20 protein-coding genes are annotated in these 26506 nt (G+C 70.6%); 7 read left to right on the top strand and 13 right to left on the bottom strand.

Annotated elements, in window-relative coordinates; translation table 11 throughout:
* Positions 1 to 3: 3 nt before the first annotated feature.
* Positions 4 to 2028, bottom strand: a complete 2025-nt coding sequence (locus J2850_RS24190; protein ID WP_209987587.1) for an O-linked N-acetylglucosamine transferase, SPINDLY family protein — start codon at positions 2026 to 2028, stop codon at positions 4 to 6.
* A 222-nt stretch (positions 2029 to 2250) separates the two neighbouring features.
* Here J2850_RS24190 and J2850_RS24185 point away from each other — a divergent pair, with 222 nt between their 5' ends.
* Both J2850_RS24185 and J2850_RS24180 read left to right on the top strand, forming a co-directional pair.
* Positions 2251 to 3108 (top strand): SDR family NAD(P)-dependent oxidoreductase, encoded by an 858-nt coding sequence (locus J2850_RS24185; RefSeq protein WP_209987583.1) that lies wholly within the window; start codon positions 2251 to 2253, stop codon positions 3106 to 3108.
* A gap of 251 nt (positions 3109 to 3359) precedes the next feature.
* Positions 3360 to 5408: a methyl-accepting chemotaxis protein gene (locus J2850_RS24180; protein WP_209987580.1), complete on the top strand. Its 2049-nt coding sequence runs from the start codon at positions 3360 to 3362 to the stop codon at positions 5406 to 5408.
* A gap of 83 nt (positions 5409 to 5491) precedes the next feature.
* On the opposite strand, the gene trxC is transcribed toward J2850_RS24180, so the two are convergent.
* The 9 genes from trxC to J2850_RS24135 all read right to left on the bottom strand — a co-directional run bounded on the left by trxC (position 5492) and on the right by J2850_RS24135 (position 16525).
* Positions 5492 to 5971: a thioredoxin TrxC gene (trxC, locus tag J2850_RS24175; RefSeq protein WP_209987576.1), complete on the bottom strand. Its 480-nt coding sequence runs from the start codon at positions 5969 to 5971 to the stop codon at positions 5492 to 5494.
* Positions 5972 to 6058: 87 nt separating this feature from the next.
* Positions 6059 to 6313: a hypothetical protein gene (locus J2850_RS24170; protein ID WP_209987856.1), complete on the bottom strand. Its 255-nt coding sequence runs from the start codon at positions 6311 to 6313 to the stop codon at positions 6059 to 6061.
* 272 nt (positions 6314 to 6585) lie between these two features.
* Positions 6586 to 7038, bottom strand: coding sequence for a periplasmic heavy metal sensor (locus J2850_RS24165; RefSeq protein WP_246513488.1), 453 nt, complete (start codon positions 7036 to 7038; stop codon positions 6586 to 6588).
* Positions 7035 to 7463 (bottom strand): hypothetical protein, encoded by a 429-nt coding sequence (locus J2850_RS24160; RefSeq protein ID WP_209987574.1) that lies wholly within the window; start codon positions 7461 to 7463, stop codon positions 7035 to 7037. Before J2850_RS24160 ends, J2850_RS24165 begins: the two co-directional genes overlap by 4 nt.
* 10 nt (positions 7464 to 7473) lie before the next feature.
* On the bottom strand, positions 7474 to 8130 hold the full coding sequence (locus tag J2850_RS24155) for an RNA polymerase sigma factor (RefSeq protein WP_209987572.1): 657 nt from the start codon (positions 8128 to 8130) through the stop codon (positions 7474 to 7476).
* A 12-nt stretch (positions 8131 to 8142) separates the two neighbouring features.
* The gene (locus J2850_RS24150; protein ID WP_209987569.1) at positions 8143 to 11283 is read right to left on the bottom strand and encodes an efflux RND transporter permease subunit; all 3141 of its coding nucleotides are present in this window, start codon (positions 11281 to 11283) and stop codon (positions 8143 to 8145) included.
* Positions 11284 to 11289: 6 nt separating this feature from the next.
* On the bottom strand, positions 11290 to 14451 hold the full coding sequence (locus J2850_RS24145) for a multidrug efflux RND transporter permease subunit (RefSeq protein WP_209987565.1): 3162 nt from the start codon (positions 14449 to 14451) through the stop codon (positions 11290 to 11292).
* A complete protein-coding gene (locus J2850_RS24140; RefSeq protein WP_209987562.1) occupies positions 14448 to 15776 on the bottom strand; it encodes an efflux RND transporter periplasmic adaptor subunit in 1329 nt (442 codons plus the stop codon). Before J2850_RS24140 ends, J2850_RS24145 begins: the two co-directional genes overlap by 4 nt.
* 278 nt (positions 15777 to 16054) lie before the next feature.
* Positions 16055 to 16525: an Lrp/AsnC family transcriptional regulator gene (locus J2850_RS24135; protein ID WP_209987559.1), complete on the bottom strand. Its 471-nt coding sequence runs from the start codon at positions 16523 to 16525 to the stop codon at positions 16055 to 16057.
* Between the two features lie 141 nt (positions 16526 to 16666).
* Here J2850_RS24135 and J2850_RS24130 point away from each other — a divergent pair, with 141 nt between their 5' ends.
* Positions 16667 to 17842 carry a PLP-dependent cysteine synthase family protein gene (locus tag J2850_RS24130; protein ID WP_246513486.1) on the top strand — a complete coding sequence of 392 codons (1176 nt, stop codon included), beginning with the start codon at positions 16667 to 16669 and terminating at the stop codon, positions 17840 to 17842.
* A 101-nt stretch (positions 17843 to 17943) separates the two neighbouring features.
* Positions 17944 to 18504, top strand: a complete 561-nt coding sequence (locus J2850_RS24125; protein ID WP_209987556.1) for an L-2-amino-thiazoline-4-carboxylic acid hydrolase — start codon at positions 17944 to 17946, stop codon at positions 18502 to 18504.
* A gap of 91 nt (positions 18505 to 18595) precedes the next feature.
* Here J2850_RS24125 and J2850_RS24120 read toward each other — a convergent pair whose 3' ends face one another.
* Complete coding sequence (locus J2850_RS24120) at positions 18596 to 20266, bottom strand: VTT domain-containing protein (RefSeq protein WP_246513484.1); 1671 nt, start codon at positions 20264 to 20266, stop codon at positions 18596 to 18598.
* Positions 20267 to 20604: 338 nt separating this feature from the next.
* Between J2850_RS24120 and J2850_RS24115 the strand changes: the two genes are divergently transcribed.
* From J2850_RS24115 to J2850_RS24105, 3 genes are all read left to right on the top strand, one after another.
* Complete coding sequence (locus J2850_RS24115) at positions 20605 to 21774, top strand: acyl-CoA dehydrogenase (protein WP_211114018.1); 1170 nt, start codon at positions 20605 to 20607, stop codon at positions 21772 to 21774.
* A gap of 422 nt (positions 21775 to 22196) precedes the next feature.
* The gene (locus J2850_RS24110) at positions 22197 to 23606 is read left to right on the top strand and encodes a selenium-binding protein SBP56-related protein (protein ID WP_209987550.1); all 1410 of its coding nucleotides are present in this window, start codon (positions 22197 to 22199) and stop codon (positions 23604 to 23606) included.
* A gap of 23 nt (positions 23607 to 23629) precedes the next feature.
* A complete protein-coding gene (locus tag J2850_RS24105) occupies positions 23630 to 24298 on the top strand; it encodes a hypothetical protein (RefSeq protein WP_209987547.1) in 669 nt (222 codons plus the stop codon).
* 18 nt (positions 24299 to 24316) lie between these two features.
* On the opposite strand, the gene J2850_RS24100 is transcribed toward J2850_RS24105, so the two are convergent.
* Positions 24317 to 26008: a methyl-accepting chemotaxis protein gene (locus J2850_RS24100; protein WP_246513482.1), complete on the bottom strand. Its 1692-nt coding sequence runs from the start codon at positions 26006 to 26008 to the stop codon at positions 24317 to 24319.
* A gap of 384 nt (positions 26009 to 26392) precedes the next feature.
* Positions 26393 to 26503: a DUF6867 family protein gene (locus J2850_RS32255; protein WP_343206894.1), complete on the bottom strand. Its 111-nt coding sequence runs from the start codon at positions 26501 to 26503 to the stop codon at positions 26393 to 26395.
* Positions 26504 to 26506: the final 3 nt, after the last annotated feature.

Raw genomic sequence — 26506 nt, 5'->3', positions numbered from 1 at the left:
GAGTCAGGCGGCGCGGGCCGCCTCCGCCGTGATCCACGCCTCCAGCGCCGCCTGCCAGCGCCGGTCGGCGAAGAGGGCGGCGCGGTTGGCGATCATGCGCTGCCGCAGCGCCTCCCGCCGGGCGCGGTCGCCGGCCAGGGACACCGCCAGTTCCACCAGCGCCGGCTTGTCGGCGGCGACCAGCTCCGGCAGGCCGAGTTCCGCCAGGATGCCGGCGGTGTGGCGAGCGCGCATGAAGGGGCCGGGGCAGGTGAGCGGCAGCAAGCCGCAGGCAACGGCCTCCAGGGCCGTCCGGCCACCCGACCAGTCCAGGCTGTCGAGGAACAGGTCGCTCGCCATGTTCAGCGCCAGATAGCCGGAGCGGTCGACCGGCGGCACCCAGACGACATGGTCGGCGGCCGTCAGGCCGTACGCCGCGAAGGCGCGGTCGAACCGGCGGCGCAGCACCGCCACCACCTCCGGCGCCGAGGTCTCCAGGAACAGGAAGCGCGCCGCCGGCGCCCGTGCCGCTATCTCCGCCCAGACATGGTCGTGCTGCGGCAGCAGCTTGAACAGGGACTGGCCGCAGAAGAACAGGACATGCTCGGGCGACAGGCCGCTGCCGCCCCCCAGCGTGGAGCGGTCGGCCGGCCGCGCCGGCAGCTCCGGCGGATCGAAAGACACCGACAGGCCGGGCAGGCGCAGCAGCCTCTCGCCATAGTGCGCGTCGGCCCCGGCCGGTTCCATGGAGTCGGCGGACAGGAACCAGTCGATCTGGCCGAGCCCGGTGGTGACCGGGTGGCCCCAGGCGGCCGCCTGGACCGGCGCCAGCCGCATCGAGCCGTAGATCTGGCCGAGCGGCTCCATGCCGACGTCGAGATGGACCAGCACGTCGAGCCCGTCGGCGCGGATCCGCCGCGCCGCCTTTTCGATGTCCGGCGGCAGGCTGCGGAAATGCTCCACCGCCGCGGCGAGGCGGCCGGTTTCGGCATCCCCTTCGCCCTCGCCATAGGCGAAGACCTCGAAACGGGCGCGGTCGAGCCCGGTCATCCAGCCGCGGAACAGGTGAAGCACCGTGTGGTCGCGCAGGAAGGCGGAACGGAAGCCGACGCGGATGCGCCGCCCCGGCGGCACGCCCTTCCGGCCGCCGCGGCGGGGCGGTTGCACGAGGTCGGGAAAGCGGGCGGCGACGACGCGCTGGACGAAGGCACCCCAGAGGCAGGCCGGTTCCCGGTCGTCGAGCCCCTGGTAGGCGAGGTAGAAGTTCGCGGTGTCGGCCACGGCGTCGAAGGCGGCGGCGGGTTCGGGCGGCGGCCCGGCCGGAAGGGCGCGCAGCGCCTCTTCGATGCGCCCGCGCCAGAGCGCCACCTCCCCCGCGCTGTCGTAGATCACGGGCAGCAGCCTGGCCAGCAGCATGCGCGCCTTCTCCATGCCGGGCCGGAGCGCCAGCGCCCGGCCCAACGCCCCCGCGGCGTCGCCGGTGCGGTTGACCAGCCGCAGCGCCCGGCCGAGCCCGTAGAGGATGTCCGCATCGCCGGGTTGCAGCCGGTCCGCACGCTCCATCGCCGCCACCGCGTCGGCGTCGCGCTTCGCCGCCCCGGCGGCGGCGGCGGACGCCGCCCACAGCAGGGGATGAGCGGGATGTACCGCCACTCCCCAGTCGCAGACTGCCGCGGCACGGCCCCAGTCGCGCAGGGCCATGCAGGAGCGCGCAGCCTCCAGGAAGGCATCGGCATTCGAGGGATAGCGCGCCATCACCGCACCGTAGGCGCCCAGCGCCGCTCCGTGGTCCCCGGCCTCGTGCAGGGCGCGGCCGTAGGTGTAGAGCACGTCCATCCGCCCCGGCTGCTCGGCGGCCAGCCGCCGTAGGGTGGACAGCACGGCAGCGGCGCGCCCGTCCTGGCACTCCAGCATCGCCAGCAGATAGCGCCCGTCGTAATGGCGCGGGTCCAGCTTCAGCGCCTGCTGGTACAGCGTGCGCGCTTGGCCCAGGCGGCCGGCCTGATGGGCCGCGACGGCGCGTTCGAGGATGGGAAGCGCCTTGCTCATCGAACCGTTGCCCTCCCGAAGAAAACCGCGCCGGCACATGACCCCCACGGGCGCGCGGCGTCAAGGGCGCTGCCCGAAGGCGGCGGCGGGGGACCGGCCTCGCGGGCGGCGCCCCCGCGTTGACGGCTCGAAAGCCGCGGTCCTATCATCGGATCGGAACACGAACAGTCAGCCGGGTTTTCGATTCCGAAGATCCAAGGCACCGGGACCAGGGAGAACGCCATGACCGATACCCTCGCAACGGCCGGAAGCGGCGCCCCCTCCAGCCAAACGCCGGACTGGCCGGCCGACCTGCTCGGGCGCGAGTTCGCCGGCAAGCGGGTGCTGGTGACCGGCAGCAGCCGCGGGATCGGTGCTGCGGTGGCGGCGGCCTTCGCACAGCTCGGCGCCCGCGTCGCCATCCACGGCCGCGACCCGGCGGCGGTGGAGGCGGCCGCGGCGGCGATGGAGCAGGGGGCGGGCCAAGGGACGGGCCGGGGGACGGCCGTGGGCGTCGTTCCTCTGGCCGGCGACTTCGCCGACCGGGCGCAGGTCCGCGCCGTGGTGGAGCAGGCGGTGGAGCGGCTCGGCGGGCTGGACGTGCTGATCAACAATGCCGGCACCATGCTGGGCCGGGTGACGCTGGCCGACATCGACGACGACTTCCTCCAGCGCCAGTTCGACCTGAACGCCGCATCGTCGGTGGTGGCGAGCCGCGCAGCACTTCCGGCGCTGACCGCCACGAAGGGGTCGATCATCAACACCGGCTCCATTTCCGGCCGGACCGGCGGCAGCCCCGGATCGTCGCTCTACAGCGCCGCCAAGGCCTTCCAGGCCAGCCTCGCCCGCTCGCTGGCCACCGAGCTGGCGCCGCACGGCATCCGGGTCAACGCCGTCTCCCCCGGAACGGTCGCCACCGACTTCCACGAGCGCTATTCGACGCCGGAGAAGCTGGCGCAGACCGCGGCGCGCATCCCGCTGAAGCGGCTGGGCACGGCCGGCGACTGCGTCGGCGCCTACCTGTTCCTCGCCTCCGGCCGGCTGGCCGGCTATGTCACCGGGCAGGTCATCGAGGTGAATGGCGGACAGTTCTATGGCTGACGGCGATGTGCGGTGCGTCAAAATGCATCGCACATCGCAAAACCAAAAACGGAATCAACAGCTTTTGCAGAAGGGAACACCGGGGCGGGGGTCACCCCCGATTGACTGGCGATTTCGTAGGGTAGAAAAACAATGGGCGGCAACTTGCCGTATGCCACCATTTTTCAACAATGAACGACCCGGCACGATCGATAGGATGATCGGCCATTTCGTCCAGCCGTCATTTCGCCCAGCCGTCGGGAACCCCAGCCATGACACGCCACCAGCAGAAGCAGCCCGCCCGGATCGGTACCTTCGCGGATTTGCGGACGGCCACCAAGGTCTATACCGGGTTCGGCGTCACGCTGGCGCTGCTGGTCGGGCTGGGGGCGGTGTCCTGGACCGGCCTGCGATCGAGCGACGATGCCATGCGCCGCTATTCGGGACAGGCGACGGTGGCGATGGCGGTGGCGGAGGCCGACACCCGGATGGCGGACGCGCTGGCGGCGGCGGAGGAGTTCCTCGCCAGCGGCGCGCCGCAGATCGCGGACCGCTTCCGCAGTGACATCGACGATTTCCGGCAGAAGCTGGATGCCGCGGTCGCGCGCATGACCGGCACCGCCGACCGCCAGGCGGCCGAGGAGATCCGCGGCCTGCAGCAGACGCTGACCGGCGGCTTCGACCGCCTGGTCGCCGCCCGCACCGAACGCGACGCGACCGTCGCCGCGGTGGTCAATACGCTGGGCGCCGACATCCGGCGCACGCTGAGCGAAAACGTCCAGGCGGAGCGCAAGAGCGGCAACCTGGACCGCACGGTGCAGGCCGCCGACATCAGCGAGCGGTTCCTGCTGGTGCGCGTCCTGGTCGCCCGCTTCGTGGCCGAGACCAAGGCCGAGGATCTGGTGCGCATCCGCAAGGATCTGGCCGACGTCCAGGCCAAGGCGGCCTCCCTGCGCGACAGCCTGGAGGACGGCCCGGTCAAGGACAGGCTGGACGGCGCGATCGCCAAGCTGCCCGGCTACGGCGCCGGCATCGACCGCATCGCGACGCTGGGCGACGAGCTGAAATCGCTGAACCAGCAGACGCTGGGCAAGGCCGGCAAGGAGATCAGCGACAAGATCGGCCTGATCGCCGACAACTCCGCCGACTTCCTGATGCGGATGGAGCGGGTCGCCGCCGACGCGGCGAAGGACGCCGAACGCCGCGGTGCCGCGGTGGCCGCGGTGGCGCTGCTGCTCGGCCTGCTGCTGGCCTGGGCGATCTCCCGCGCCATCACCCGGCCCCTGGACACCATCACGCGGGCGATGGGGCAACTGGCCCAGGGCGACCTGACGGTGGCGGTCAGCCACGACCTGCGCCGGGACGAGATCGGCGCGCTGGCCCGCGCGCTCCAGATCTTCAAGACCAACGCGCTGGAGATGGAGCGCCTGCGCCGGGTGCAGGAGGAGACCGAGCGCAAGGCGGCCGAGCAGCGCCGGGAAACCATGATAAGGATGGCCGACACCTTCGAGAGCACGGTGAAGGGCATCGTCGAGTCCGTCGCCAGCGCCGCCACCGGCATGCGCGACGCCGCGACCGCGCTCACCGCCACCGCCCAGGAGGCCAGCGAGCGGTCGCTGCTGGTCGCCTCGGCGTCCGAACAGGCCTCGGCCAACGTGCAGACGGTCGCCACGGCGACCGAGGAGCTGTCGGCCTCGATCGCCGAGATCGGGCACCAGGTGGAAAACTCGACCCGCATCGCCACCGAGGCGGTGGCCAATGCCGGGGATGCCGACCGCACCATGCGCGACCTCGTCACCGCCGCCGAACAGATCGGCCAGGTGGTGGAGCTGATCAGCGGCATCGCCGCCCAGACCAACCTGCTGGCGCTGAATGCCACCATCGAGGCGGCCCGTGCCGGCGAGGCCGGCAAGGGCTTCGCCGTGGTGGCGAGCGAGGTGAAGGCGCTGGCCACCCAGACCGCCAAGGCCACCGGCGACATCCAGGCCAAGGTCCAGGAGATCCAGCAGGCCACCGGCGGCGCCCAGCAGGCCATCGGCAGCATCGGCCAGACCATCGCGCGCATGAGCGAGATCGCCACCGCCATCGCCGCCGCCATCGAGGAACAGGCCGCCGCCACCCGCGACATCGCCGCCAGCGTGACCCAGGCAGCCCAGGGGACGGAGGAGGTGTCGAGCAACATCGCCGGCGTCAGCACCGCCGTGCACGAAACCGGCGACGCCGCCGGCAAGGTCCACGGCACGTCCGAGGAGTTGGCCGCCGAGGCCGAGCGCCTGCGCCGCGAGGTCGGCACCTTCATCGCGACGGTGCGGGCAGCCTGACGCGAGGCGGGCGCGGGGGTTGCCCACCCCCCAACCCTCCCCCGATGGGCGGGGGAGGGGGCAAAGCGAGGAGTTGGGGAGCGTCAGCGCCCCAGCGACTGCCGCACCCATCCCACCAGCGCCGGCAACGGCATGGCACCGGCGGTGCGGGCGATCTCACGGCCGTGGTGGACGAGGACCAGGGACGGGATGCTGCGGATGCCGAAGCGGGCGGCGAGGTCGGGGGCGGCCTCGGTGTCGACCTTGGCGAGGCGGACCTGCGGTTCGAGCTGGCCGGCGGCCTGGGTGAAGACCGGCGCCATCATGCGGCAGGGGCCGCACCATTCGGCCCAGAAATCGATCAGCAGCGGCAGGTCGCCGCGCTCGGCGTGGGCGGCAAAGCGGCGGCCGTCGAGCGCCACCGGCTTGCCTTCGAACAGCGGCTGGCCGCAACGCCCGCACTTGCCGCCGCCCAGCCGCGCCACGGGCACGCGGTTCAGGGTGTCGCAGTGCGGACAGGCGACATGCAGGCTGTCGGCACCTGTGGAGGACGCTGCTGTGGATGAGTGGGCGGCTGTCGGCATCGGGACTTCCCCTGGCAATGCGGATCCGCAAACCGGACCCACAAGCGATGTATGGGGCCACCACCCGCTGCTCAAGCCGCCTGCTCGTCAGTCCCGGCGGCCGATCAGGTTCTCCAGCTTTGCGAAATCCACATATTGCGCCGGGCGGTCCTTGAACAGGTCCGGCGACGCCTGTGCATTCTCCCGCGCGCACTCGGCGACATAGCGGGCCAAGAGCTCGCGCATGACTTCTGCCAGGGGCGTCTGCCGCTGGCGAGCGTAATTCTTGGCGACGTCTTTGATTCTGCGATCAACGCGCAAAGAGATCGTCGCCTTTTTGGGATGAAACGGATCTCCGATCATGACGATCTCCCCACCAATCTTGCCGATCCATGTGATTTGGATATGCCGGAACGGCGGTGGATACAAGGATCCTCGGGCGGCGGAGCTATAAAAGCTGGGGATGATAGAATGTGAATTTGTGTGGATAAAAATCCGTCCGGTTTTCTTCTCCACAGAATCTGTGGATAGATTTGTGCGCAATCCCCGAACAGAGTCGCCGACACCCTTCCGGATGGCGCATCCGGCCTGTGGATGAGTAGGTTTGCCTATTTTTTAGGCATAAAGGACAAGTCTCACGGGCCGCGGCCGCCGACCAGCCGCAGGCGGCCGGCGGGGGAGAGGCCGGGAAGGACCGACAGGACGGTTTCCTCGGTCAGGTCGCCGATCTGGCGGCGCTTGGCGCGGGCTGAGTCGGTCGCGTCACGCAGCGCTTCGGGCGCGTAGCGGTCGGACTGCAGCAGCTCACGGACCCGCTGCCCGGCCTCGCGGTACTCCCGGCTCAGCTCGGCATAGCGCGGGCGCAACGGCTCGAAGGCGGCGCGCAGCCGCTGCGCGTCGGCTTCCGACAGGTCGGCGGCCACCCGCTCGACGAAGCGGTCGGGCATCGGCTGGTAGGGTGGCGGCGGCGGATGGCGGACCATGCCGACCAGCATCGCCGCCAGGAACAGGTTGAGCGCCAGCGAGGCCAGCGCCAGCGTGCGCAGCCCCGGACGCGCCATCAGGCCCTGCAGGGTGAGGCCGCTCATCGGGACTCTCCGTCGAACAGGGTGGCGACCTCGTCGCCCAGCAGCGCCACCTCCTGGCCGCGCGGCGCGGGTGCCGGAACCGCCATGCTGCCGGCGAGCCAGCCCAGCGCCAGCAGCGCGGCACCCAGCCCGGCCGCCAGCCGCCGCGGCATCCGCCCGAGAAGAAGCATCACCAGCGTGTCCTGCGGCGTGCGGCGGGCGGCGGTCCCCACCGCCGCCAGAAGCCGGGCGACGCGCGCCTCCTCCACCGTCGGCGGGGGGGGGCCGGCGAGCAGCCGGTCGAAGGACAGCGCCTCCTCCCGCGCCGCCCGCAGGGCGGGGGAGCGGGCCAGCACCGCATCCGCGGCGGCCCGCAGCTCCGGCGGCCAGCGTTCCGGCTCCGCGCCATGCTCGTCAAGGTGACGAAGGAAGTCCTCGTCGGTCATGATCCCCCCCTCACGCGGTCTTCTCGGCGGCCAGCGCCGTCTTCAGCGCCCCCCGCGCCCGCGCCAGCAGCGAGGCGAAGGCGCTCTCGCTCATCGCCAGGATCTCGGAGGCCTGGCGCAGGCTCAGCCCCTCCTGGTGGAACAGCACCACGGCGGCGCGCTGGCGGTCGGGCAGGGCGGCGAGCGCCTGGTTGACCCGCGCGGCGGTCTCGCGCTCGGCGATGCGGGCGAGCGGGTCGGCGCTCTCGTCCACCGGGTCGCCGGCCGCCTCCAGCGGCGACCAGCCCGGCCGGCGGCCGCGGTCGATGGCAAGGTTCATCACGATGCGGTAGAGCCAGGTGGTGAAGGCCGCCCGCGCCGCGTCCCAGCGGCCGGCATGCTGCCAGACCCTGAGGAACGCCTCCTGCGCGATCTCGTCGGCGTCGGAGGGGTTGCCGGTCATCCGCTGCGCCAGCGCCACGGCGCGCCGCATGTGGCGGGCGGCCAGCCGGTCGAAGGCGGCGGCGTCGCCGCCGGCCACCCGCGCCATCAGCTCGCCGTCGCTGTCGCCGTCCCCGCTCAAAAACGCCCCATGCCCGCCGTGGACCAGAACTATGCCCAACAGCCCCCGGGGCCGCCAGTGCCACCGGTGCCACAGCCGCCCGGCCGCGAGGGTTCCGCCGTCCATCGCCGCCTCCCGCTATTCCGCCGGAGTGGCGCCGGGGGCGCTGCCGGGGGCGGTGCCGGGGGCGGTCAGGGCGTGGCGCCGCCGGCGCCGCACGGCCAGCCGCTCCAGCGTCAGGTAGACCACCGGCGTGGTGTAGAGCGTCAGCATCTGGCTGACCAGCAGGCCGCCGATGATGGCGATGCCGAGGGGCCGGCGGATCTCGCCGCCGGTGCCATAGTCGACGGCCAGCGGCACCGCTCCCAGCACCGCCGCCATCGTCGTCATCATGATCGGGCGGAAGCGCACCAGCCCGGCCTCGCGGATCGCCTCCAGCGGCGGCAGGCCGCGCGTCCGCTCCGCCTCCAGGGCGAAGTCGATCATCATGATGGCGTTCTTCTTGACGATGCCGATCAGCAGGATGATGCCGATCAGCGCCACGACCGACAGGTCGTAGCCGGTGACGACCAGCGCGATCAGCGCGCCGAGCCCGGCCGACGGCAGGGTCGACAGGATGGTCAGCGGGTGGATCAGGCTCTCGTACAGCACGCCGAGCACGATGTAGATGGTGATCAGCGCCGCCAGGATCAGCAGCGGCTGGCTGGACGAGGAGTCCTGGAAGGCCTTCGCGTCGCCCTGGAAGCCGGCGCGGATGCTGGCCGGCATGCCGATGTCCTCGGACGCCCGCTGGATCACCTCGGTCGCCTGCGACAGCGAGACGCCGGGGGCGAGGTCGAAGGTCAGGTTGGCGACCGGAAAGCCGCTCTGGTGCTGGATGCTGGATGCCTGGTTGCCGATGACGACCTGGGACACCGCCGACAGCGGCACCATGCCGTCGCGCCCCGGCACATGGATGCGCTTGAGGTCGTCGGGGCCGAGCGCCTCCTTCGGGTCGACCTCCAGCACCACCTTGTGCTGGTTCTGCATCAGGTACATGGTCGAGACCTGCCGCTGGCCGAAGGCGTCGTACAGCGTCGATTCCAGCCCGCTCAGCGACACCCCCAGGCGCGAGGCGGCGTCGCGGTCGACGATCACGTTGGCCTGGATGCCGCCGTTCTGGCGGTCGTTGGCGACGTCGACCAGCTCCGGCAGGGTGCGCATCTTGTCGACCAGCTTCGGCGCCCACTCGTTGAGCGCGCCGATGTCGCTGTCCTGGAGCGAGTAGCGGTACTGGCTGCGGCCCTGGAAGCCGCCGGAGCGGATGTCCTGCACCGGCATCAGGTAGAGCTGCACCCCCGGCACGCGGGCGGCGCGCTGGCGGAGCTGCTGGGTGACGGTCTGCAGGTCCGGCCGCTCCGACCGCGGCTTCAGCGCGATGTAGATCTGGCCGGAATAGCTGCCGCCCGGCCCGCCGCCGCCGATGGTGCCGCCGACGCTCTCCACCGACGGGTCGCCGGCGACCGCGTCCTGCAGCGCACGCTGGCGCGTCACCATCGCCCGGAAGGAGATGTCGGGCGGCGGGTCGCTGAACCCCATCAGCAGCCCGGTGTCCTGCTGCGGCACGAAGCCCTTCGGCACCTGCCCGTAGAGCCAGACGGTGCCGCCGGCGATCGCCACGGTCACCGCCAGCATGGTCCGGCGGTGGGCCAGCACCCAGTCCAGCCCGTCGGCATAGAGCCCGAACAGCCGGTCGCCGAGCCACTGCAGCGCCCGGGCGGCCCGGCCGGGGAGCTTGCGCTCCCCCTCCGGCTCCAGCAGGTGGGCGCACATCATCGGCGTCAGCGTCAGCGACACCGCGGCCGAGACGGCGATGGCCACCGCCAGCACCACCGCGAACTCGCGGAACAGCCGGCCCTGGATGCCGCCCATGAACAGGATCGGGATGAAGACGGCGACCAGCGACAGGCTGATCGACACCACGGTGAAGGCGACCTGCCGCGTCCCCTTCACCGCCGCCTCGAACGGCGTCGCCCCGCGCTCGATGTGGCGGACGATGTTCTCGATGACGACGATGGCGTCGTCGACCACGAAGCCGACCGAGATGGTCAGGGCCATCAGCGAGAAGTTGTCCAGGCTGTAGCCGACCGTCCACATCACGGCGAAGGTGCCGGCCAGCGACAGTGGCACCGAGGCCGCCGGGATCAGGGTGGCCCACAGCCGGCGCAGGAACAGCGCCATCACCATCACGACCAGTGCCACGGTGATGGCGAGCGTCTTCTGCACGTCGTCGATGGAGGCGCGGATGGTCGGGGTGCGGTCGGTGCGCACGGAGAGCTGCACCCCCGGCGGCATCCAGCCGCGCAGCGTCGGCAGCTCGGCGCGGATGCGGTCCACCGTCTCCACCACGTTGGAGCCGGGCTGCTTCTGGATGTTGATGAGGACGGCGCGCTGGCCGTCCTGCCAGGCGGCGGTGCGGCTGTTCTCCGGGGCCTCCACCACCTCGGCGACGTCGCCGAGCCGGATGGTGGCGCCGTTCTTCTCGGTGACGATCAGCCGGCGGTAGGCGTCGGCGCCGAAGAGCTGGTCGCTGGCGCCGATCGACCAGGACTGCGCGGCGCCGTCGAAGCTGCCCTTGGGACCGTTGGCGTTGGCCTGGGAGATGGCGCTGCGGATGGTTTCCAGGCTGACGCCCATGTTGGCGGCCGCCGCGGCGTTCACCCGCACGCGGACGGCGGTCTTCTCCGCCCCGTTGATCGAAACCTGGGCCACCCCCTCGATCTGGCTCAGCCGCTGGCCGATGATGGTGTCGGCCAGCGTGTAGAGCTCCGCCGGATCGAGCGTGGTCGAGGTCATGGCCAGCGTCATCACCGGCGCGTCGGCCGGGTTGATGCGCCTCAGGGTCGGCGGGTTCGGCAGGTCGGCCGGCAGGTCGCCGCCGGCGGCGTTGATCGCGGCCTGGACATCGCGCGCCGCCGTCTCGACGTCGCGGTCGAGGTCGAACTGCACCACGACGGACGTGCTGCCGAGCTTGCTGTTCGACGTCATCTCCGAGATGCCGGCGATGCGCGACAACCGCCGCTCCAGCGGCGTGGCCACCGACGCCGCCATGGTGTCCGGGCTGGCGCCGGGCAGGGAGGCGGTGACGACGATGGTCGGGAACTCGACCTGCGGCAGCGGCGCCACCGGAAGGAAGCGGTAGGCCACCAGGCCGAGGATCATCAGGCCGAGCATCAGCAGCGAGGTGCCGACCGGCCGCCGGATGAAGGGGTTGGACAGCGAGGGGAGGGGCAGCGCCATCGCCGGCTACTCCGCCGCCGCCCGGCCGGGGGACCGGCCGTTGTCCGGCAGTCCATTGTCCGGCAGTCCATTGTCCGGCAGCGGCGCCGACCGCCGCCGCTGCGGGCGCAGGAACCGCCCCAGCCGGTCCATGTAGAGATAGACCACCGGCGTGGTGTAGAGCGTCAGCACCTGGCTCAGCAGCAGGCCGCCGACGATGGCGATGCCCATCGGCCGGCGCAGCTCCGACCCCGTGCCGTGCTCCAGCGCCAGCGGCAGGGCGCCGAGCAGGGCCGCCATGGTGGTCATCATGATCGGCCGGAAGCGCAGCAGCGACGCCTCGTAGATCGAGCGCTCGGGCGCCATGCCCTGGTGCCGCTCCGCCTCCAGGGCGAAGTCGATCATCATGATGGCGTTCTTCTTGACGATGCCGATCAGCAGCACGATGCCGACCAGCGCGATCAGCGACAGGTCGTGCCCGGTGGCCATCAGCGCCAGCAGGGCGCCGATGCCGGCCGACGGCAGGGTCGACAGGATGGTGACGGGGTGGATCGTGCTCTCGTACAGCACGCCGAGCACGATGTAGACGGCCACCACCGCAGCCAGGATCAGCCAGGGCTGGGTCTCCAGCGACGAGCGGAACTCCGCCGCCGTCCCGGCGAAGCGGGCGGTCGCGGTGGCGGGCATGCCGATGCTCTCGCGCGCCTCGCCGATCGCCGCCACCGCATGGCCGAGCGACACGCCCTGGGCGACGTTGAAGGACAGGGTGACCGACGGGAACTGGCCCTGGTGGGTGATGACCAGCGGGGCGGTCTTGCGCTCCACCGTCACCAGCGCGTCCAGCGGCACCACGCCGCCGGCGCTGCTCTTCACGTAGATCTTCGACAGCGACTCCGGGTCCATCTGGAAGGACGGCTCGACCTCCAGGATCACCCGGTACTGGTTGGTCTGGGTGTAGATGGTCGAGACCTGGCGCTGGCCGAAGGCGTCGTAGAGGGTGTCGTCGATCGCCTGCGGCAGCACGTGCAGGCGGGACGCCGCGTCGCGGTCGATGGTCAGGTAGACCTGCAGCCCGTCCGGCTGCTGGTCGGTGGCGACGTCGGTCAGCTCCGGGCGGGCGCGCAGCGCCGCCAGCAGGCGCGGCGTCCAGGCCTCCAGCTCCTGCGGGTCGGCGTCCTGGAGGACGTACTGGTACTGGGTGCGGCTGACCCGGCTGTCGATCTGGACGTCCTGCACCGCCTGCATGAACAGCGACACCCCCTTCAGCCCGGAGGTGGCCTCGCGCAGGCGGGCGATGATCTCCTCCGCCGAGGAGCTCCGCCGGTCGCGCGGCTTGAGCGCGATGGTCAGGCTGCCGGCGTTGTTGGTCGGGTTCACCGTGCCGGTGCCGACGAAGCTCGCCACCCCGGCGACGTCGGGGTCGCGGCGCACGATCTCCGCCACCTCGCGCTGGCGCTCCGCCATCGCCTTGACCGAGATGGAGGGGGCGGCGTCGGTCACGCCGATGATGACGCCGGTGTCCTGCTGCGGCAGGAAGCCCTTCGGCACCACGTCGTAGAGGTAGAGGGTGGCGGCCAGGGTGGCGACGGTGACCATCAGGGTCGCCGGCTGGTGGCGCAGCACGACGCGCAGCGAGGCGGCATAGCTGTTCAGCAGCGCGTCGAAGCCGCGCTCGGTCCAGCGGAAGAGGCCGTTCGGCCGGCTCTCCGCCTCCGGCTTCAGCAGGCGGGCGCACATCATCGGCGTCAGCGTCAGCGAGATCACCGCCGACACCAGGACGGCGATCGACAGCGTGATGGCGAACTCGCGGAACAGCCGGCCGACCACGCCGCCCATGAACAGCAGCGGGATGAAGACGGCGATCAGCGACAGCGTCAGCGAGATGACGGTGAAGCCGATCTGCCGCGCCCCCTTCAGCGCCGCCGCCAGCGGCTTCTCGCCCTTCTCGATGTAGCGGACGATGTTCTCGATCATCACGATGGCGTCGTCGACGACGAAGCCGGAGGCGATGGTCAGCGCCATCAGCGACAGGTTGTCCAGGCTGAAGCCGCACAGCGACATGATGCCGAAGGTGCCGATCAGCGACAGCGGCAGCGCCGCCGCCGGGATCACCGTGGCCCACGCCTTGCGCAGGAACAGGAAGATCACCATCACCACCAGCCCGGCGGTGAGCACCAGCGTCTTCTGCACGTCGAGCACCGAGGCGCGGATCGTCTCGGTGCGGTCAGTCAGCACCGCCATGTGGATCTGCGGCGGCAGCGTCGATTCCAGCGACGGCAGCAGCCGGCGGATGCGGTCGACCGTGTCGATGATGTTGGCGCCGGGCTGGCGCAGCACGTTCAGCAGCACCGCCGGCTTGCCGTCATGCCAGGCGGCGAGGCGGCTGTTCTCCACCGAATCGACGACGGTGCCGATGTCGGACAGCCGCACCGGCCCGCCGTTCTTGTAGGCGACGATGATCGGGCGGTAGGCGGCGGCCGTCGAGATCTGGTCGTTGACGCCGATCGACCAGGACTGGCGGGGACCGTCGAAGCTGCCCTTGGGGGCATTGACGTTGGCCTGGGTGATGGTGGTCCGCACATCCTCCAGCGTCAGCCCCAGCCCGGCCACCGCGGCCGGGTTGACCTGCACCCGCACGGCCGGGCGCAGGCCGCCCTCGATCCCGACATAGCCGACGCCCTCGACCTGGCTCAGCTTCTGGGCCAGCAGCGTGTCGGCGGCGTCGCTGACGGTCTCCAGCCGCAGGCTGTCGGAACTCAGCGCCAGCACCATGACCGGGGTGTCGGCCGGGTTGACCTTGTCGTAGACCGGCGGGTTCGGCAGCCCCTTCGGCAGGGTGCCGGAGGCGGCGCTGATCGCCGACTGGACGTCCTGGCTGGCCGCGTCGATGTCGCGGCTGAGGTCGAACTGGATGGTGATGACCGACAGCCCGAAGGAGCTGGTCGAGATCATCGAGGAGATGCCGGCGATCTGCCCGAGCTGCCGTTCCAGCGGCGCGGTGACCGAGGAGGCCATGACGTCGGGGGCCGCACCGGGAAGCTGGGTGGTGACGCGCAGCGTCGGGAAGTCGACCGACGGCAGCGAGGAGATCGGCAGCGCCCGATAGCCGAGCAGGCCGAGCAGCACGATCGCCAGCATCAGCAGGCCGGTGGCGACCGGCCGCAGGATGAAGGGGGCGGAGATGTTCATGAGGGCTGCCGTCCCTGCCGCGCGGCGTCGGCCGGCGCGGCGTCGGCCGGCACGCCCTGGGCGCCGGGCGGGCGTCGGTGCGGGGCGGCGGGCGGGGCGGCGGGTTGGGTCGCTGGCGGGATGGCGGCTGGAGAGGCGGCCGGATCGGCGCCGACCGGGGCGGCGGAGGCCACCGGCTCGACGATGCGGACCTTGGAGCCGGGTTGCAGGCGGTACTGCCCGTCGACCACCACGCGCTCGCCGGGGGTCAGCCCCTGCTCGATGACGGCGCGGTTCTCCTCCTGCAGCGCCACGGCGACCGGGCGCTGCTCCACCGTCAGGTCGTCCTTGACGACGTAGGCGTAGGTGCCCTGAGGGCCGCGCTGCACCACCGTGGCCGGGACGGTGACGGCGTCACGGCGGATGTCGGAGAGCAGCCGGACATTGACGAACTGGCCGGGCCACAGCTTCTGCGGGTCGTTGGGCATCTCCGCCTTCAGGCGGATGGTGCCGGTGCCGCTGTCGATCAGGTTGTCGACCACCGACAGCGTGCCGGTGTCGATCACGCGGCGGCCCTGGCGGTCCTGCGCCTCGACCGTCACCGACCCCCTGGCCTGCGCGGCGAGGATGGCCGGCAACTGCTTCTCCGGCAGGGTGAACAGGACGGCGATCGGCTGGATCTGGGTGATGGTGGCGATGCCGGTCTGGTCGCTGGCCCGCACGAAATTGCCCTGGTCGACGCTGCGCAGGCCGATGCGGCCGCCGATGGGTGCCGTGATGGTGGTGTAGGTAAGCTGGACCTGCACCGCCTCGATCGCCGCCTCGTCGGCGCGGATCTGCGCCTCGTACTGGGCGACCAGGGCGCGCTGGGTGTCCACGGTCTGGCGCGACGCGAATTCCTTGAGGTTCATGTTGCGGTCGAGGTCGCGGCGGGCGTTGGCGAGCTGCGCCTCGTCCTGCGCCTTCTTGGCCTCGGCCTGGGCGAGCTGGGCCTGGAGCGCGCGGGAATCGATGATGGCCAGCACGTCGCCGGCCTTGACGATCTGCCCCTCCTGCAGCGAGACGCGCTGGAGCTCGCCGTCGACGCGGGCGCGCACGGTGACGGTGTTGAAGGCCTGGACGGTGCCGATGCCGTCGAACCAGACCGGCACGTCCTCGCGCGCCACCGTGCCGGCCTGCACCGCCACCACGGCGCTGCGGGCGGCTCCCGGCCCGGGAGGGGCGCCGGGCGGCCTTCCGGCGGTCGCCGCCGGGGCGTTCAGCCTGTCATGGACGGCATAGCCGATGCCGCCGATCAGCCCCGCGAGAACCACGCCGGTCACCACCGGCTTCCAACGAACGCTCATCCCTCGACCCACATCCTGTCCATACCGGTCGGCGGCATGCGGCCGACCTTGACCCTCCTGATACGCAGGCGGCCGGGAAATTCGTCGGAAGAAAAATGCGGGGCCGGAGGCCGGCGCCGAGGCCGGCACCCGGGAGAAGAATATTTTCGCTCGGAATGGAGATCATTTGGAAATTCATTCCAGACCGATGCCGCGGCTTCCGCTGAAAAAGCGAAAAAATCCCAGGGCGGCCGTGCGACAGTATCGAACCTTCGGACGGCGGCGGACAGCGCCCCGGATCACGTCTTCACGTAGGAGAGGGGAACCTCCGTTGTCGATTTCATTTCCTCCATCGCGAACATCGACGACACGTCCTGAAGCTCGATGCGCCCGATCAGCTTCCGGTAGAAGGCGTCGTAGGCCTTGATGTCGGGGATGACCACCCGGAGCAGATAGTCGATCTCGCCGCTCAGGCGGTAGAGGTCGACCACCTCGGGTATATCGGCGACGACCCGGCGGAATTCCTCCAGCCACTCGGCGGAATGGTTGCTGGTCCGCACCGCGACGAAGACCGTCACGTCGACATTAAGCTTCTCGCGGTCCAGCAGGGCGACCCGCCGCCGGATGTAGCCCTCCTGTTCGAGGCGCTGGACACGGCGCCAGCAGGGGGTGGCCGACAGGCCGACCTGCCTGCCGAGGTCGGCGAGCGACAGGGTGGCGTCTGCCTGCAGCGCGGCGAGGATCTTGCGGTCGGTGGCGTCGATGGTCATGGGGCGTCGATGGTCAGGGGGGTCCGGGGGCTTGGCGGATGACGCGGAGGATTTTTGCCTGTCCGGCCCCGGCCGGGAAAGTTTTTTCCACATATGCCCCCGCCGTTCTCGGAAAGGGGAAGGACGAGGATGCCCAGGGAGATGAGCAGCATGATGACCAGTCCGGCGGAAACCGGTCCTGTCGCGACCAAGCAGCCCCCGCCCATGGCCGGCTGCGCTGTCCCGGCCGGCATCGACGCGACCCCGCTGCCCGACGCCGCCCGCTGCGGCTGGGCGCGGCGGGCGGTCGGCCTGCTGCAGGCCGAGGCGGAGCAGGCGCCGGACACGCCGCTGCTGAAGCTGGACCTTCCGGCGCTGGACGGCATCGACGTCTATCTCAAGGACGAATCCGCCCACCCCACCGGCAGCCTGAAGCACCGCGTCGCACGCTCGCTGCTGCTGTTCGCCATCTGCAACGGCCGCATCGGCGAGGGAACGCCGGTGATCGAGGCGTCTTCGGGCTCGACCGCGGTGTCGGAAGCCTATTTCGCCCGGCTGCTCGGCCTGCCCTTCCACGCGGTGATGCCGCGCGGGACCTCGGCGGAGAAGGTCGCCTCGATCGAATTCCACGGCGGACGCTGCCACTTCGTCGACGGGCCGCAGGCCATCTACGCCGAGGCGGCGGGCCTGGCCTCCCGGCTGGGCGGCGTCTATCTCGACCAGTTCACCTATGCGGAGCGGGCGACCGACTGGCGCGCCGGCAACATCGCCGAGGCGATCTTCGACCGGATGCGCGGCGAACGCCATCCCGTCCCGGAGTGGATCGTCATGAGCGCGGGCACCGGCGGCACCGCCGCCACCATCGGGCGGCACATCCGCTACCGCGGCCTTCCCACCCGGCTGTGCGTGCCGGACGCCGAGCATTCCGTCTTCTACGACAGCTTCGTCCGGCGCGACGCCGCCCTCACCAGCGGGCGCGGCTCGCGGATCGAGGGGATCGGGCGCCCGCGCGTCGAGCCGTCCTTCATCCCCGAGGTCGTCGACCAGATGATCAAGGTGCCGGACGCCGCCTCGCTGGCGGCGATGAGGGTGCTGTCGCGGCGGCTCGGCCGCAAGGTCGGCGGCTCCACCGGCACCAACTTCTTCGGCCTCTGCTGGCTTGCCGGGCGCATGCGCGAGGCGGGCCGCGGCGGCTCCCTGGTGACGCTGATCTGCGATTCCGGCGAGCGCTACCGCAACACCTACCACGACGACGCCTGGATGCGGCAGGCCGGCTTCGACACCGCCGGCCACGAGGCCGCGATCGAGGCGTTCCTCGATGGCGGCACGCCGCTCTGACATGAAAGTCCCGCATGTGCCGGGACGGCGAGGCGGTTTAGGCTGGCGGAGGGCGCCGCCGGGCAAGATCAGCAACGGCGGCCGGAACAAGGAGCCGACCGATGACCGAAACCGACGACAGCCCGCCTGCCGCCGCATCGCTCCACAGCATGCCCATCCTGGAGCGCCGGCGCGTCGAGGCAGCCTTCGCCAAGGCGCTCTATGACCAGATGGTGCCCGAGATCGGCCGGGAGCGGGCCCGCGCCGTGCTGGCCCGCGCCATCGAGACGATGGCGCGGGAGGCCGGCGCCGCCATGGCCGCGGAGGACCGCGCCGCCCGCGGGACGGCGGACCTCGCCACCTTCCATGAGCGGCTGGCGCTGTGGACCGCCGGCGACGCGCTGCGGCTGGAGGTGATCGAAAGCACGCCGGAGCGCCTCGGCTTCAACGTCACGCGCTGCCGCTACGCCGAGACCTACCGCGCCATGGGCGTCGAGGAGATCGGCGACATCCTGTCCTGCAACCGCGACGGCGAGTTCATGTGCGGCTACCGGCCGGACGCCAGCTTCACCCGCACCCGAACCATCATGCAGGGCGCCAGCCACTGCGACTTCCGCTACAGCCTGCCCGCGGAGCCGTCCACGCAGGCGCCCGATCGGCCACTCCCGCGGACGTCCGACTGAACCCGGCCGCCGCCTTCGGCTGCACCGCCGGCGTGCGCGACGAGCGGCGCCAGCCCGCGGAGCAAGCCGGGCCGGCCGGAAACGGGACGGATCAGTTGGAGGCGGGGTAGAGCGGCAGCAGGCTCTGCTGGCGGCGCTGGTAGCGCACCAGCTCCCAGGCGGTCAGCGGCTTGGCGCCACGTGCCCGGTTGGCGTCGGCCACCTCGAACATCAGCGCCTGCTGGTGGAACAGGGTGGCGTAGGCGTCGGCCAGTCGGAAGTCGGGGTCCCACATGTGGATGGCCTCGGCCCCGGCGCCGTTCACCTCGATGATGCGGAAGCCCTCGCCCAGCGCCAGCCGCTCGACCGACTCGAACCGCACGTCGAAACGGCCGAAGTGGAAGCCGGGCATGGCGTCGGCGATCTCGTCGAAGCGGGCGGTCAGGGTGGCGGTGACGTGGGGGCAGGCGTCCTTGTAGAGACCGCCGACCCGGCTGCTGCCGACCAGCGACAGACGCACCGTCTCGCCGGCCGCCGGCACCTGGTCGAGCCGCCCGGCGAGGGCCGCATGGTGCAGGTCGGCCTTCCAGGAGGCGCGCGGGTCGGCGGCGATCAGGTCGCGCAGGCTCGACCGCCCGTCGCCCACCACATGCGGGTAGTAGCGGAAGGTCATCGAGAAGATGCGCCCGTGCCGCTCGCCCGGCTTGCGGACATAGAAGATCCCGGCTTCGCCGGCGTGGGGCACATGCTCCTGCAGGATCACCCGCGCCTCGGCCGGGAAGTCGCGCAGGTAGGACAGCAGGTCCGCGGCGTCGCGCACCAGCCGCACGCCGATGCCGCGCCAGCCGATGTCGGGCTTGGCCACCAGCGGGAAGGACAGGCCGGCCCCCTCCGCCAGCGCTGCCAGACGCTCCGCCGTCAGGGACGGGCGGTTGGCCAGCGCCATCGAGCGCGCCGCCCACTGCCGCGCCTGCGGCCCGATGAGATCCATGCAGGCGATCTTCGACTCGCCGAGGAGGCCGCCCGCCTCGATCGAAGGGTTGGCGGCGGTCGGCAGGCTGAGGCTGCGGTAGCGCAGGCCCAGCGCCGCCCATTGCACCACCAGCGGAATGTAGAACAGCAGCGGCGGGATGCGCTCGGCCCAGCCGATGGTGGGAGCGCCGGCCGGAACCACCGGCAGGCCGGGCAGGGCGATGGGCCGCGGCGTCGGGTTGCGGCGCAGCGCCTCGCGCAGGGAGTCCGGCAGGTGCGGCCCGGCGACGGCGGCGACCCGTGCCGCCAGGGCCTTCAGCAGCGACCGCGCCCGCCGGGTGCGCGACAGCATCAGCGCCGCCGCCGCCGCGATCCCGATCACCTGCACCTGGACCGCCGCCGATTCCAGCGACGAGGTCATCAGCGTCAGCAGCAGCCCGACATGCAGCCCGGCGGTCACCAGGGTGATGGCGGTGAAGCGCAGGAAGGGCACCCGCATCGCCCCGCAGGCGAAGTAGGTCGGGAACAGGACACCGGGAACAATCCGGCAAGTCACCAGTGTCGGCAGCAAGTTGTTCTGAAGAGCCGTACGGCAGCGCTCAAGAAGCGGCCCTTCGGTCCGCCGCCTTATCCAGGAAATCCGCAATGACAGCATTCCCAGGACATAAATGAAAACGTCGCCGGCAATAATTCCACCAAGCAGCGCCAGAGCCGTCACACCGATGCTGACCGTACCGACGCTGACCAGGCTGGCACCCGCCGCAATCGCGACGTCTTCGTGCAGCAGCGTCAAAATGGCGAGGCCAAACAACAGGGGAAAACCGGCGAACGCGGTTATTGGTTGCAATGCAGCAAACACGGGCGGTCTGTCCGTTGGTGTAGGTGACGGCACTGGGCCACAGGCAAAATTGCATAGGAAATGGTAACCTTCACGTTAAAACTTTTGTGGAACCGAAAGATTTCCGGACAGTTTGGACCACCCCATATCGTTTCCATATGGGTCTGATCTAAAATATGTGTTTGCAGCTATGGCGGCGGCGCGGCACAGTGCGCTTCAATCGGTGGACCGGCACAGGAAGCCCCGCGGCCCGCGCGCCCGGAACGGCCCCCGGCCACCAGACCCGACCAGGAGACGCACCCGTGAAGAGCATGCAGTGGGACGACCCCTTCCTCCTTGAAGACCAGTTGACCGAGGACGAGAAGCTGGTGCGCGACAGCGCCCGTGCCTACTGCCAGGACCGGCTCCAGCCCCGCGTGATCTCGGCCTTCCGCGAGGAGCGCTTCGACCGCGAGATCATGAACGAGATGGGCGAGCTGGGCCTGCTGGGCCCGACCATCCCGGAGGAGTATGGCGGACCGGGCGTCAGCCACGTCGCCTACGGCCTGGTCGCCCGCGAGGTGGAGCGGGTGGACAGCGGCTACCGCTCGGCGATGTCGGTGCAGTCCTCGCTGGTGATGCACCCGATCTACTCCTACGGCAGCGAGGAGCAGAAGAAGCGGTGGCTGCCGCGGCTGGCGACCGGTGAGCTGATCGGCTGCTTCGGCCTGACCGAGCCCGACCACGGCTCCGACCCCAACGGCATGAAGACCCGCGCCACCAAGGTCGACGGCGGCTACCTGCTGTCGGGCTCCAAGATGTGGATCACCAACTCCCCCATCGCCGACCTGGCGGTGGTCTGGGCGAAGTCGGAGGCCCACGGCAACAAGATCAAGGGCTTCGTGGTGGAGCGCGGGACCAAGGGCTTCACCACCCCGAAGATCGAGGGCAAGCTGTCGCTGCGGTCGTCGATCACCGGCGAGATCGTGCTGGACGAAGCCTTCGTGCCCGAGGAGAACCTGCTGCCGGAAGCGTCGGGTCTCGGCGGCCCCTTCGGCTGCCTGAACAAGGCGCGCTACGGCATCGCCTGGGGCGTGATGGGATCGGCCGAGTTCTGCTGGCACGCCGCCCGCCAGTACACGCTGGACCGCAAGCAGTTCGGCCGTCCGCTGGCCCAGACCCAGCTCGTCCAGAAGAAGCTGGCCGACATGATGACGGAGATCACGCTGGGCCTGCAGGCCGCCCTGCGGGTCGGCCGCATGATGGACGAGGGGAGCTGGTCGCCGGAGGCCGTCTCGCTGATCAAGCGCAACAACTGCGGCAAGGCGCTCGACATCGCCCGCGTCGCCCGCGACATGCACGGCGGCAACGGCATCTCCGAGGAATTCCAGGTCATCCGCCACATGGTGAACCTGGAGACGGTGAACACCTACGAGGGCACCCACGATGTCCACGCCCTGATCCTGGGGCGGGCGCAGACCGGCCTGCAGGCGTTCTCGTAAAGCCCGGCCTGCGGAAGTCCATCCCCTTTCCCGCCTCCCGTGCCCGCGCATGCGTGCCGGCGGCCCCGGACGGATCGCAAATCCGCCCGGGGCCGGGGAGAAGGAGGGAGCCGCCGTGGCGCGACGGACGGGTGGGAGGATCCTGGAATCGGTGTGGTTGCGGATTCCCAGGACCAGGCCCGTCCCCCACCGACGCCGGCGCCCTCCGTTCCGAGGCGGGATTTTTCCATTTCACTTTTCATTTCCGTGGTGGACCGCCATCCCGGTGCCTCCGGGTGCCCGGTTGGAATTGGATTGAACCCGGAATTGGGATGATTGTCGCCTCTCCAGATAGACAATACACCCCGATTGCCGCCGTGGGAGCCGGTCCAGGCTGAGGTATCCTTCCACATTCGGCACGCGCCGAGTTGGGGGGACTTTCCATGGCAACCTGGACTCCTGATCCCAGTTTCTATCCGTCGCCACGCATGGCGATGCAGGCTCCGCCGGAACGGCTGGCCTATGTGGCGATGCTCAATGTCGGCACCGGGCCGGATGCGCTGGGGGTGGTCGACGTCGATCCCTCCTCGGCCGACTACGGCCGGCTCCTGCGCCGGGTCGACATGCCCAACGCCGGCGACGAGCTGCATCACTTCGGCTGGAACGCCTGCAGCTCCGCCCTCTGTCCCTACGCCCCGCACCCGCATGTCGAACGGCGCTACCTGATCGTGCCCGGCCTGCGGTCGTCGCGCATCCACATCCTGGACACCAGACCGGACCCGGCCAATCCCAGGATCGTCAAGGTCATCGAGCCGGACGACCTCGCGGCGCGCGCCGGCTACTCGCGGCCGCACACGCTGCATTGCGGCCCCGAAGGCATCTATGTCAGCGCGCTCGGCAACGGGAAGGGCGATGGCGGCGGGCCGGGCGGCGTCTTCCTGATGGACCACGAGACGTTCGAGGTGCTCGGCCAGTGGGAGATCGACCGCGGACCGCAGGTCCTGGCCTATGACGTGTGGTGGCATCTCGGCCAGGACACGCTGATCACCAGCGAATGGGGAACGCCCGACATGATCGAGGACGGGCTGAACCCGGACCTGCTGCTCGGCGCGAAATACGGCCATCAGGTCCATTTCTGGGATCTGCGGAGCCGCCGGCACCGGCAGACCATCGACCTCGGCGCGGAATACCAGCTCGCACTGGAACTGCGGCCGGCCCACGATCCGACCAGGGCGCACGGCTTCATGAACGCCGTGGTCAACCTGACGGACCTGTCCTCGTCGATCTGGCTTTGGTATCGCGAGGCTGGCGGGAGCGGGGCCGGGCAATGGGCGATGCGGAAGGTGATCGACATCCCGGCCGAGCCGGCCGACCCGGACCTGCTGCCGCCGATGCTCAAGGGCTTCAAGGCGGTGCCGCCGCTCGTCACCGACATCGACCTGTCGCTGGACGACCGCTGGCTCTACGTGTCGTGCTGGGGAACCGGGGAGATGCGGCGGTACGACGTGTCCGATCCCTTCCACCCCCGGCTGACCGCATCGGTGCGGCTCGGCGGGATCGTCGGCCGTGACCGCCATCCCGCCGACGGCGCCGCCCTCAACGGCGGCCCGCAGATGGTCGAGGTCAGCCGCGACGGAAAGCGGGTCTATTTCACCAACTCGCTCTACCGGAGCTGGGACGACCAGTTCTACCCGGACGGCATCAAGAGCTGGATGGTCAAGCTCGATGCCGGACCGGATGGCGGCCTGGCCATCGACGAGCGGTTCTTCCTGCGCTTCGACGACGGGTTCCGCGGCCACCAGATCCGCCTGGAGGGGGGCGACGCCTCTTCGGATTCCTACTGCTACCCCTGACCGCCATCCGGGGACGCCTCTCCATGGATGACCCTTGGCAATGGCTGGCGCTGGCCGGGCTCGGCGCCTTCCATGGAGTGAACCCGGCGATGGGATGGCTCTTCGCCGTGGCTCTCGGCCTGCAGGAGGGGCGGCGGGGCGCCGTCATCAGGGCTCTGCCCCCCATCGCGCTCGGCCATGCCCTTTCGGTGCTGGTCGTGGTGGCGGGCTTCGCCATCCTCCAGTTCGTCGTCACGACGGCCCCGCTGAAGCTGGTCACGCCCGCCCTCCTGATCGGCTTCGGCCTTTACAGGCTGGTGCGTGGATACCGCCACCGGCTGCGGGTCGGCATGCGCACCGGCTTTGCCGGGCTGACGCTCTGGTCCTTCCTGATGGCCTCGGCCCACGGGGCCGGGCTGATGATCCTGCCCCTGCTGCTGGGCATGCTGGCGCCGGCGCAGGTGATGGCCCTGTCGCTGTGCGGACCGGGAGCGGGGATGACAGGCCCGGTCGCGGCACTGGGATCGGCGGCGGCCGGGCTGGCGGTGGTCCTCGTGCATATGGCGGCGATGATGGCGGTGATCGCCGCCATCGGGCTGGCGGTGTTCGAAACCGTCGGGCTCGGCATCCTGCGCCGCGGCTGGGTGAATTTCGACCTGCTGTGGGCGGGTGCCCTGATCGGCACCGGAGCGGGATTTTTGCTGCTGGGGTGAGCCCCGCCGTCAGGGAACCTACGCCGCCTTCACATCCCCCGTCGCCTGCCGCCGCACCTCGCCGAGGAAGCGGTCCACCTCGGCCGCCAGCGCGCGGGTCTGGCCGGACAGGCCGCGGGCGGCATCCTGCACGCCGGACGCGGTGGCGCCGGCGCTCTCGGCGGTGTGGGCCAGGGTGGCGATGGTCGCCGACACGCCCTGGGTCCCCTGCGCCGCCATCTCCACCGCCCGCGCGATCTCGCGGGTGGCGGCGTTCTGCTCCTGCACCGAGTGGGTGATGGTGCCGGAGATGCCGTCGATCTCGGTGATGGTGCTGCCGATGGCGCCGATGGCCGAGGCCGCCTCGCGGGTGACGGACTGCATGGCGGCGACCTGGGAGGCGATCTCGTCGGTCGCCTTGGCCGTCTGGTCGGCCAGCCCCTTCACCTCGGTCGCCACCACGGCGAAGCCCTTGCCGGCCTCGCCGGCGCGCGCCGCCTCGATGGTCGCGTTCAGCGCCAGGAGGTTGGTCTGCTTGGCGATGGCGTGGATCAGCCCCACCACCTGGCCGATGCGCTCGGCGTTGGCGATCAGCCCCTGGACGGTGGCGTTGGTGCGGTCGGTGTGCGACACCGCCTCGCCGGCGATGCGGGCGGAGTGGGCGACCTGGTCGGAGATGCCGCCGATCGAGCCGGCGAGTTCGGTCGCCGCCGCCGCCGCGGAGCGGACGTTGGCCTGGATGTCGTCGGATTCGCGGGCGACGCTGCGGGTCTGGCTCGACGCCTCGCCCACCACCGCGGCCATGCGGTCGGCGCTGTCGGCCATGCCGGAGGCGGACGCGGCGATCCCGTCCACCATCTGCATCACCGTGCGCTGGAACCGGTCGGCGAGTTCGAGCAGGGCAACCCGCTTGGCCTGCTCGGCCTTGGCGTCGGCCTCCGCCTGGGCGGCGTGCATCCGCTCGATGGCGCGGGCGTTGTCGCGGAAGACGGTGACCGAACCGGCCATGTCGCCGATCTCGTCCCGCCGCCCGCTGCCGGGAACCTCGACCGCGGTGTCGCCGCCGGCCAGCCGGGCCATCGCGCCGGACATGGCGCGCAGCGGCCGCACGACGATCCGTCCCAGCATGGCGTTCAGCATCACGATCTGCACGAGCAGCGCGACCAGGCAGATGGCGATCTGGTTGCGCATCTGCGCGGCTATGGCGTCGATCTGCTGCTCCAGGCTCCAGGCGACCTGAAGCGCGCCGACCAGCCGGTTGCTCTTGCCGGTCACCACCGGCACCGTCACCACGATATGCCCCTTGGCCGACCGGGTCTGCGCCCCCTTGCCGGCCAGCACCGCCTCGATCAGGTCGGCGTCGGCGCCGAGGTCGTACTTGGCGAAGCGCGGGTTGGCGAAATCCGCCAGCCGGTCGGACGCGCTCACCGCCCGCAGCGAGGTGAGCTGCACCTCCGCGCTGTCGGCCAGCGGCATGTATTCCGTCTCGATGGAGGCGCCGTCGCCGGCCACGAAGCTGGTGCGGGTGGCGTTCGCCAGCATGTCGGTCTTGACGCGTGCGTCGTGGGTGGCCAGGCGCACCGCGTCGTCGTACTGCATCTTGGCCTGGAGCCCCATGATGGCGATGAAGCCACCGACGATGGCCGCGACGAAGGCAGCCGTCACCTTGCGCCCGATGCTCCAGAACCGACGCGGCCGGGAAACGGCCGTCTTGCCCGCTGCCATGCTCATGCCTTCTCCTTGGCGGATGCCGTTACGGACGCGCCGGCGGGCCGGCGCGATGCGCCCGCCACGGCACGCCCCCGCGCCGCCGGCCAAGCCGGCGTTCGTGGTGCCTGTTCTTCAAATTTCGATAATTTCCATAGTATGTCAGAGCACGATGCATCCCACCAGATGGTTTTTCTCTGACTTTCGGAAGAATTCCATGGAAAACCTCTCGACCTAAGACATCGTGTGGTTAAAAAATAAAAAGGGCGCCGACTTCCCTTCAGGGAAGCGGCGCCCGAGCACGTCGTGGGCATAGGCTCCGACGGATGAATTATTTCGGCTATACATCATTCGGCAGGCCAGCTCTTTCCCGATCCTATGTCGGGGAGTCAGCCTGCCAAACCGGTTTCAGCCGCGGGCCGGCTGGCGCTCCCTCCAGGCGAAGGGACCTGCGCGCTCGTAGAGCCACGGGTACTGGTTGACCATGCGGCGGGCGATGGCGATGCGGTGGGCGGTCAGGGT

The sequence above is a fragment of the Azospirillum picis genome (assembly GCF_017876115.1).
Lineage (GTDB): Bacteria > Pseudomonadota > Alphaproteobacteria > Azospirillales > Azospirillaceae > Azospirillum > Azospirillum picis.
The sequence above is the reverse complement of the archived record's forward strand: the minus strand, read 5'-3'. Positions and strand labels throughout refer to the sequence as shown.

Coding starts and splice junctions, on each gene's coding strand:
- J2850_RS24190 (WP_209987587.1), bottom strand. CDS start 2,028: ATGAGCAAGGCGCTTCCCATCCTCGAACGCGCCGTCGCGGCCCATCAG.
- J2850_RS24185 (WP_209987583.1), top strand. CDS start 2,251: ATGACCGATACCCTCGCAACGGCCGGAAGCGGCGCCCCCTCCAGCCAA.
- J2850_RS24180 (WP_209987580.1), top strand. CDS start 3,360: ATGACACGCCACCAGCAGAAGCAGCCCGCCCGGATCGGTACCTTCGCG.
- trxC (WP_209987576.1), bottom strand. CDS start 5,971: ATGCCGACAGCCGCCCACTCATCCACAGCAGCGTCCTCCACAGGTGCC.
- J2850_RS24170 (WP_209987856.1), bottom strand. CDS start 6,313: ATGATCGGAGATCCGTTTCATCCCAAAAAGGCGACGATCTCTTTGCGC.
- J2850_RS24165 (WP_246513488.1), bottom strand. CDS start 7,038: ATGAGCGGCCTCACCCTGCAGGGCCTGATGGCGCGTCCGGGGCTGCGC.
- J2850_RS24160 (WP_209987574.1), bottom strand. CDS start 7,463: ATGACCGACGAGGACTTCCTTCGTCACCTTGACGAGCATGGCGCGGAG.
- J2850_RS24155 (WP_209987572.1), bottom strand. CDS start 8,130: ATGGACGGCGGAACCCTCGCGGCCGGGCGGCTGTGGCACCGGTGGCAC.
- J2850_RS24150 (WP_209987569.1), bottom strand. CDS start 11,283: ATGGCGCTGCCCCTCCCCTCGCTGTCCAACCCCTTCATCCGGCGGCCG.
- J2850_RS24145 (WP_209987565.1), bottom strand. CDS start 14,451: ATGAACATCTCCGCCCCCTTCATCCTGCGGCCGGTCGCCACCGGCCTG.
- J2850_RS24140 (WP_209987562.1), bottom strand. CDS start 15,776: ATGAGCGTTCGTTGGAAGCCGGTGGTGACCGGCGTGGTTCTCGCGGGG.
- J2850_RS24135 (WP_209987559.1), bottom strand. CDS start 16,525: ATGACCATCGACGCCACCGACCGCAAGATCCTCGCCGCGCTGCAGGCA.
- J2850_RS24130 (WP_246513486.1), top strand. CDS start 16,667: ATGAGCAGCATGATGACCAGTCCGGCGGAAACCGGTCCTGTCGCGACC.
- J2850_RS24125 (WP_209987556.1), top strand. CDS start 17,944: ATGACCGAAACCGACGACAGCCCGCCTGCCGCCGCATCGCTCCACAGC.
- J2850_RS24115 (WP_211114018.1), top strand. CDS start 20,605: ATGCAGTGGGACGACCCCTTCCTCCTTGAAGACCAGTTGACCGAGGAC.
- J2850_RS24110 (WP_209987550.1), top strand. CDS start 22,197: ATGGCAACCTGGACTCCTGATCCCAGTTTCTATCCGTCGCCACGCATG.
- J2850_RS24105 (WP_209987547.1), top strand. CDS start 23,630: ATGGATGACCCTTGGCAATGGCTGGCGCTGGCCGGGCTCGGCGCCTTC.
- J2850_RS24100 (WP_246513482.1), bottom strand. CDS start 26,008: ATGAGCATGGCAGCGGGCAAGACGGCCGTTTCCCGGCCGCGTCGGTTC.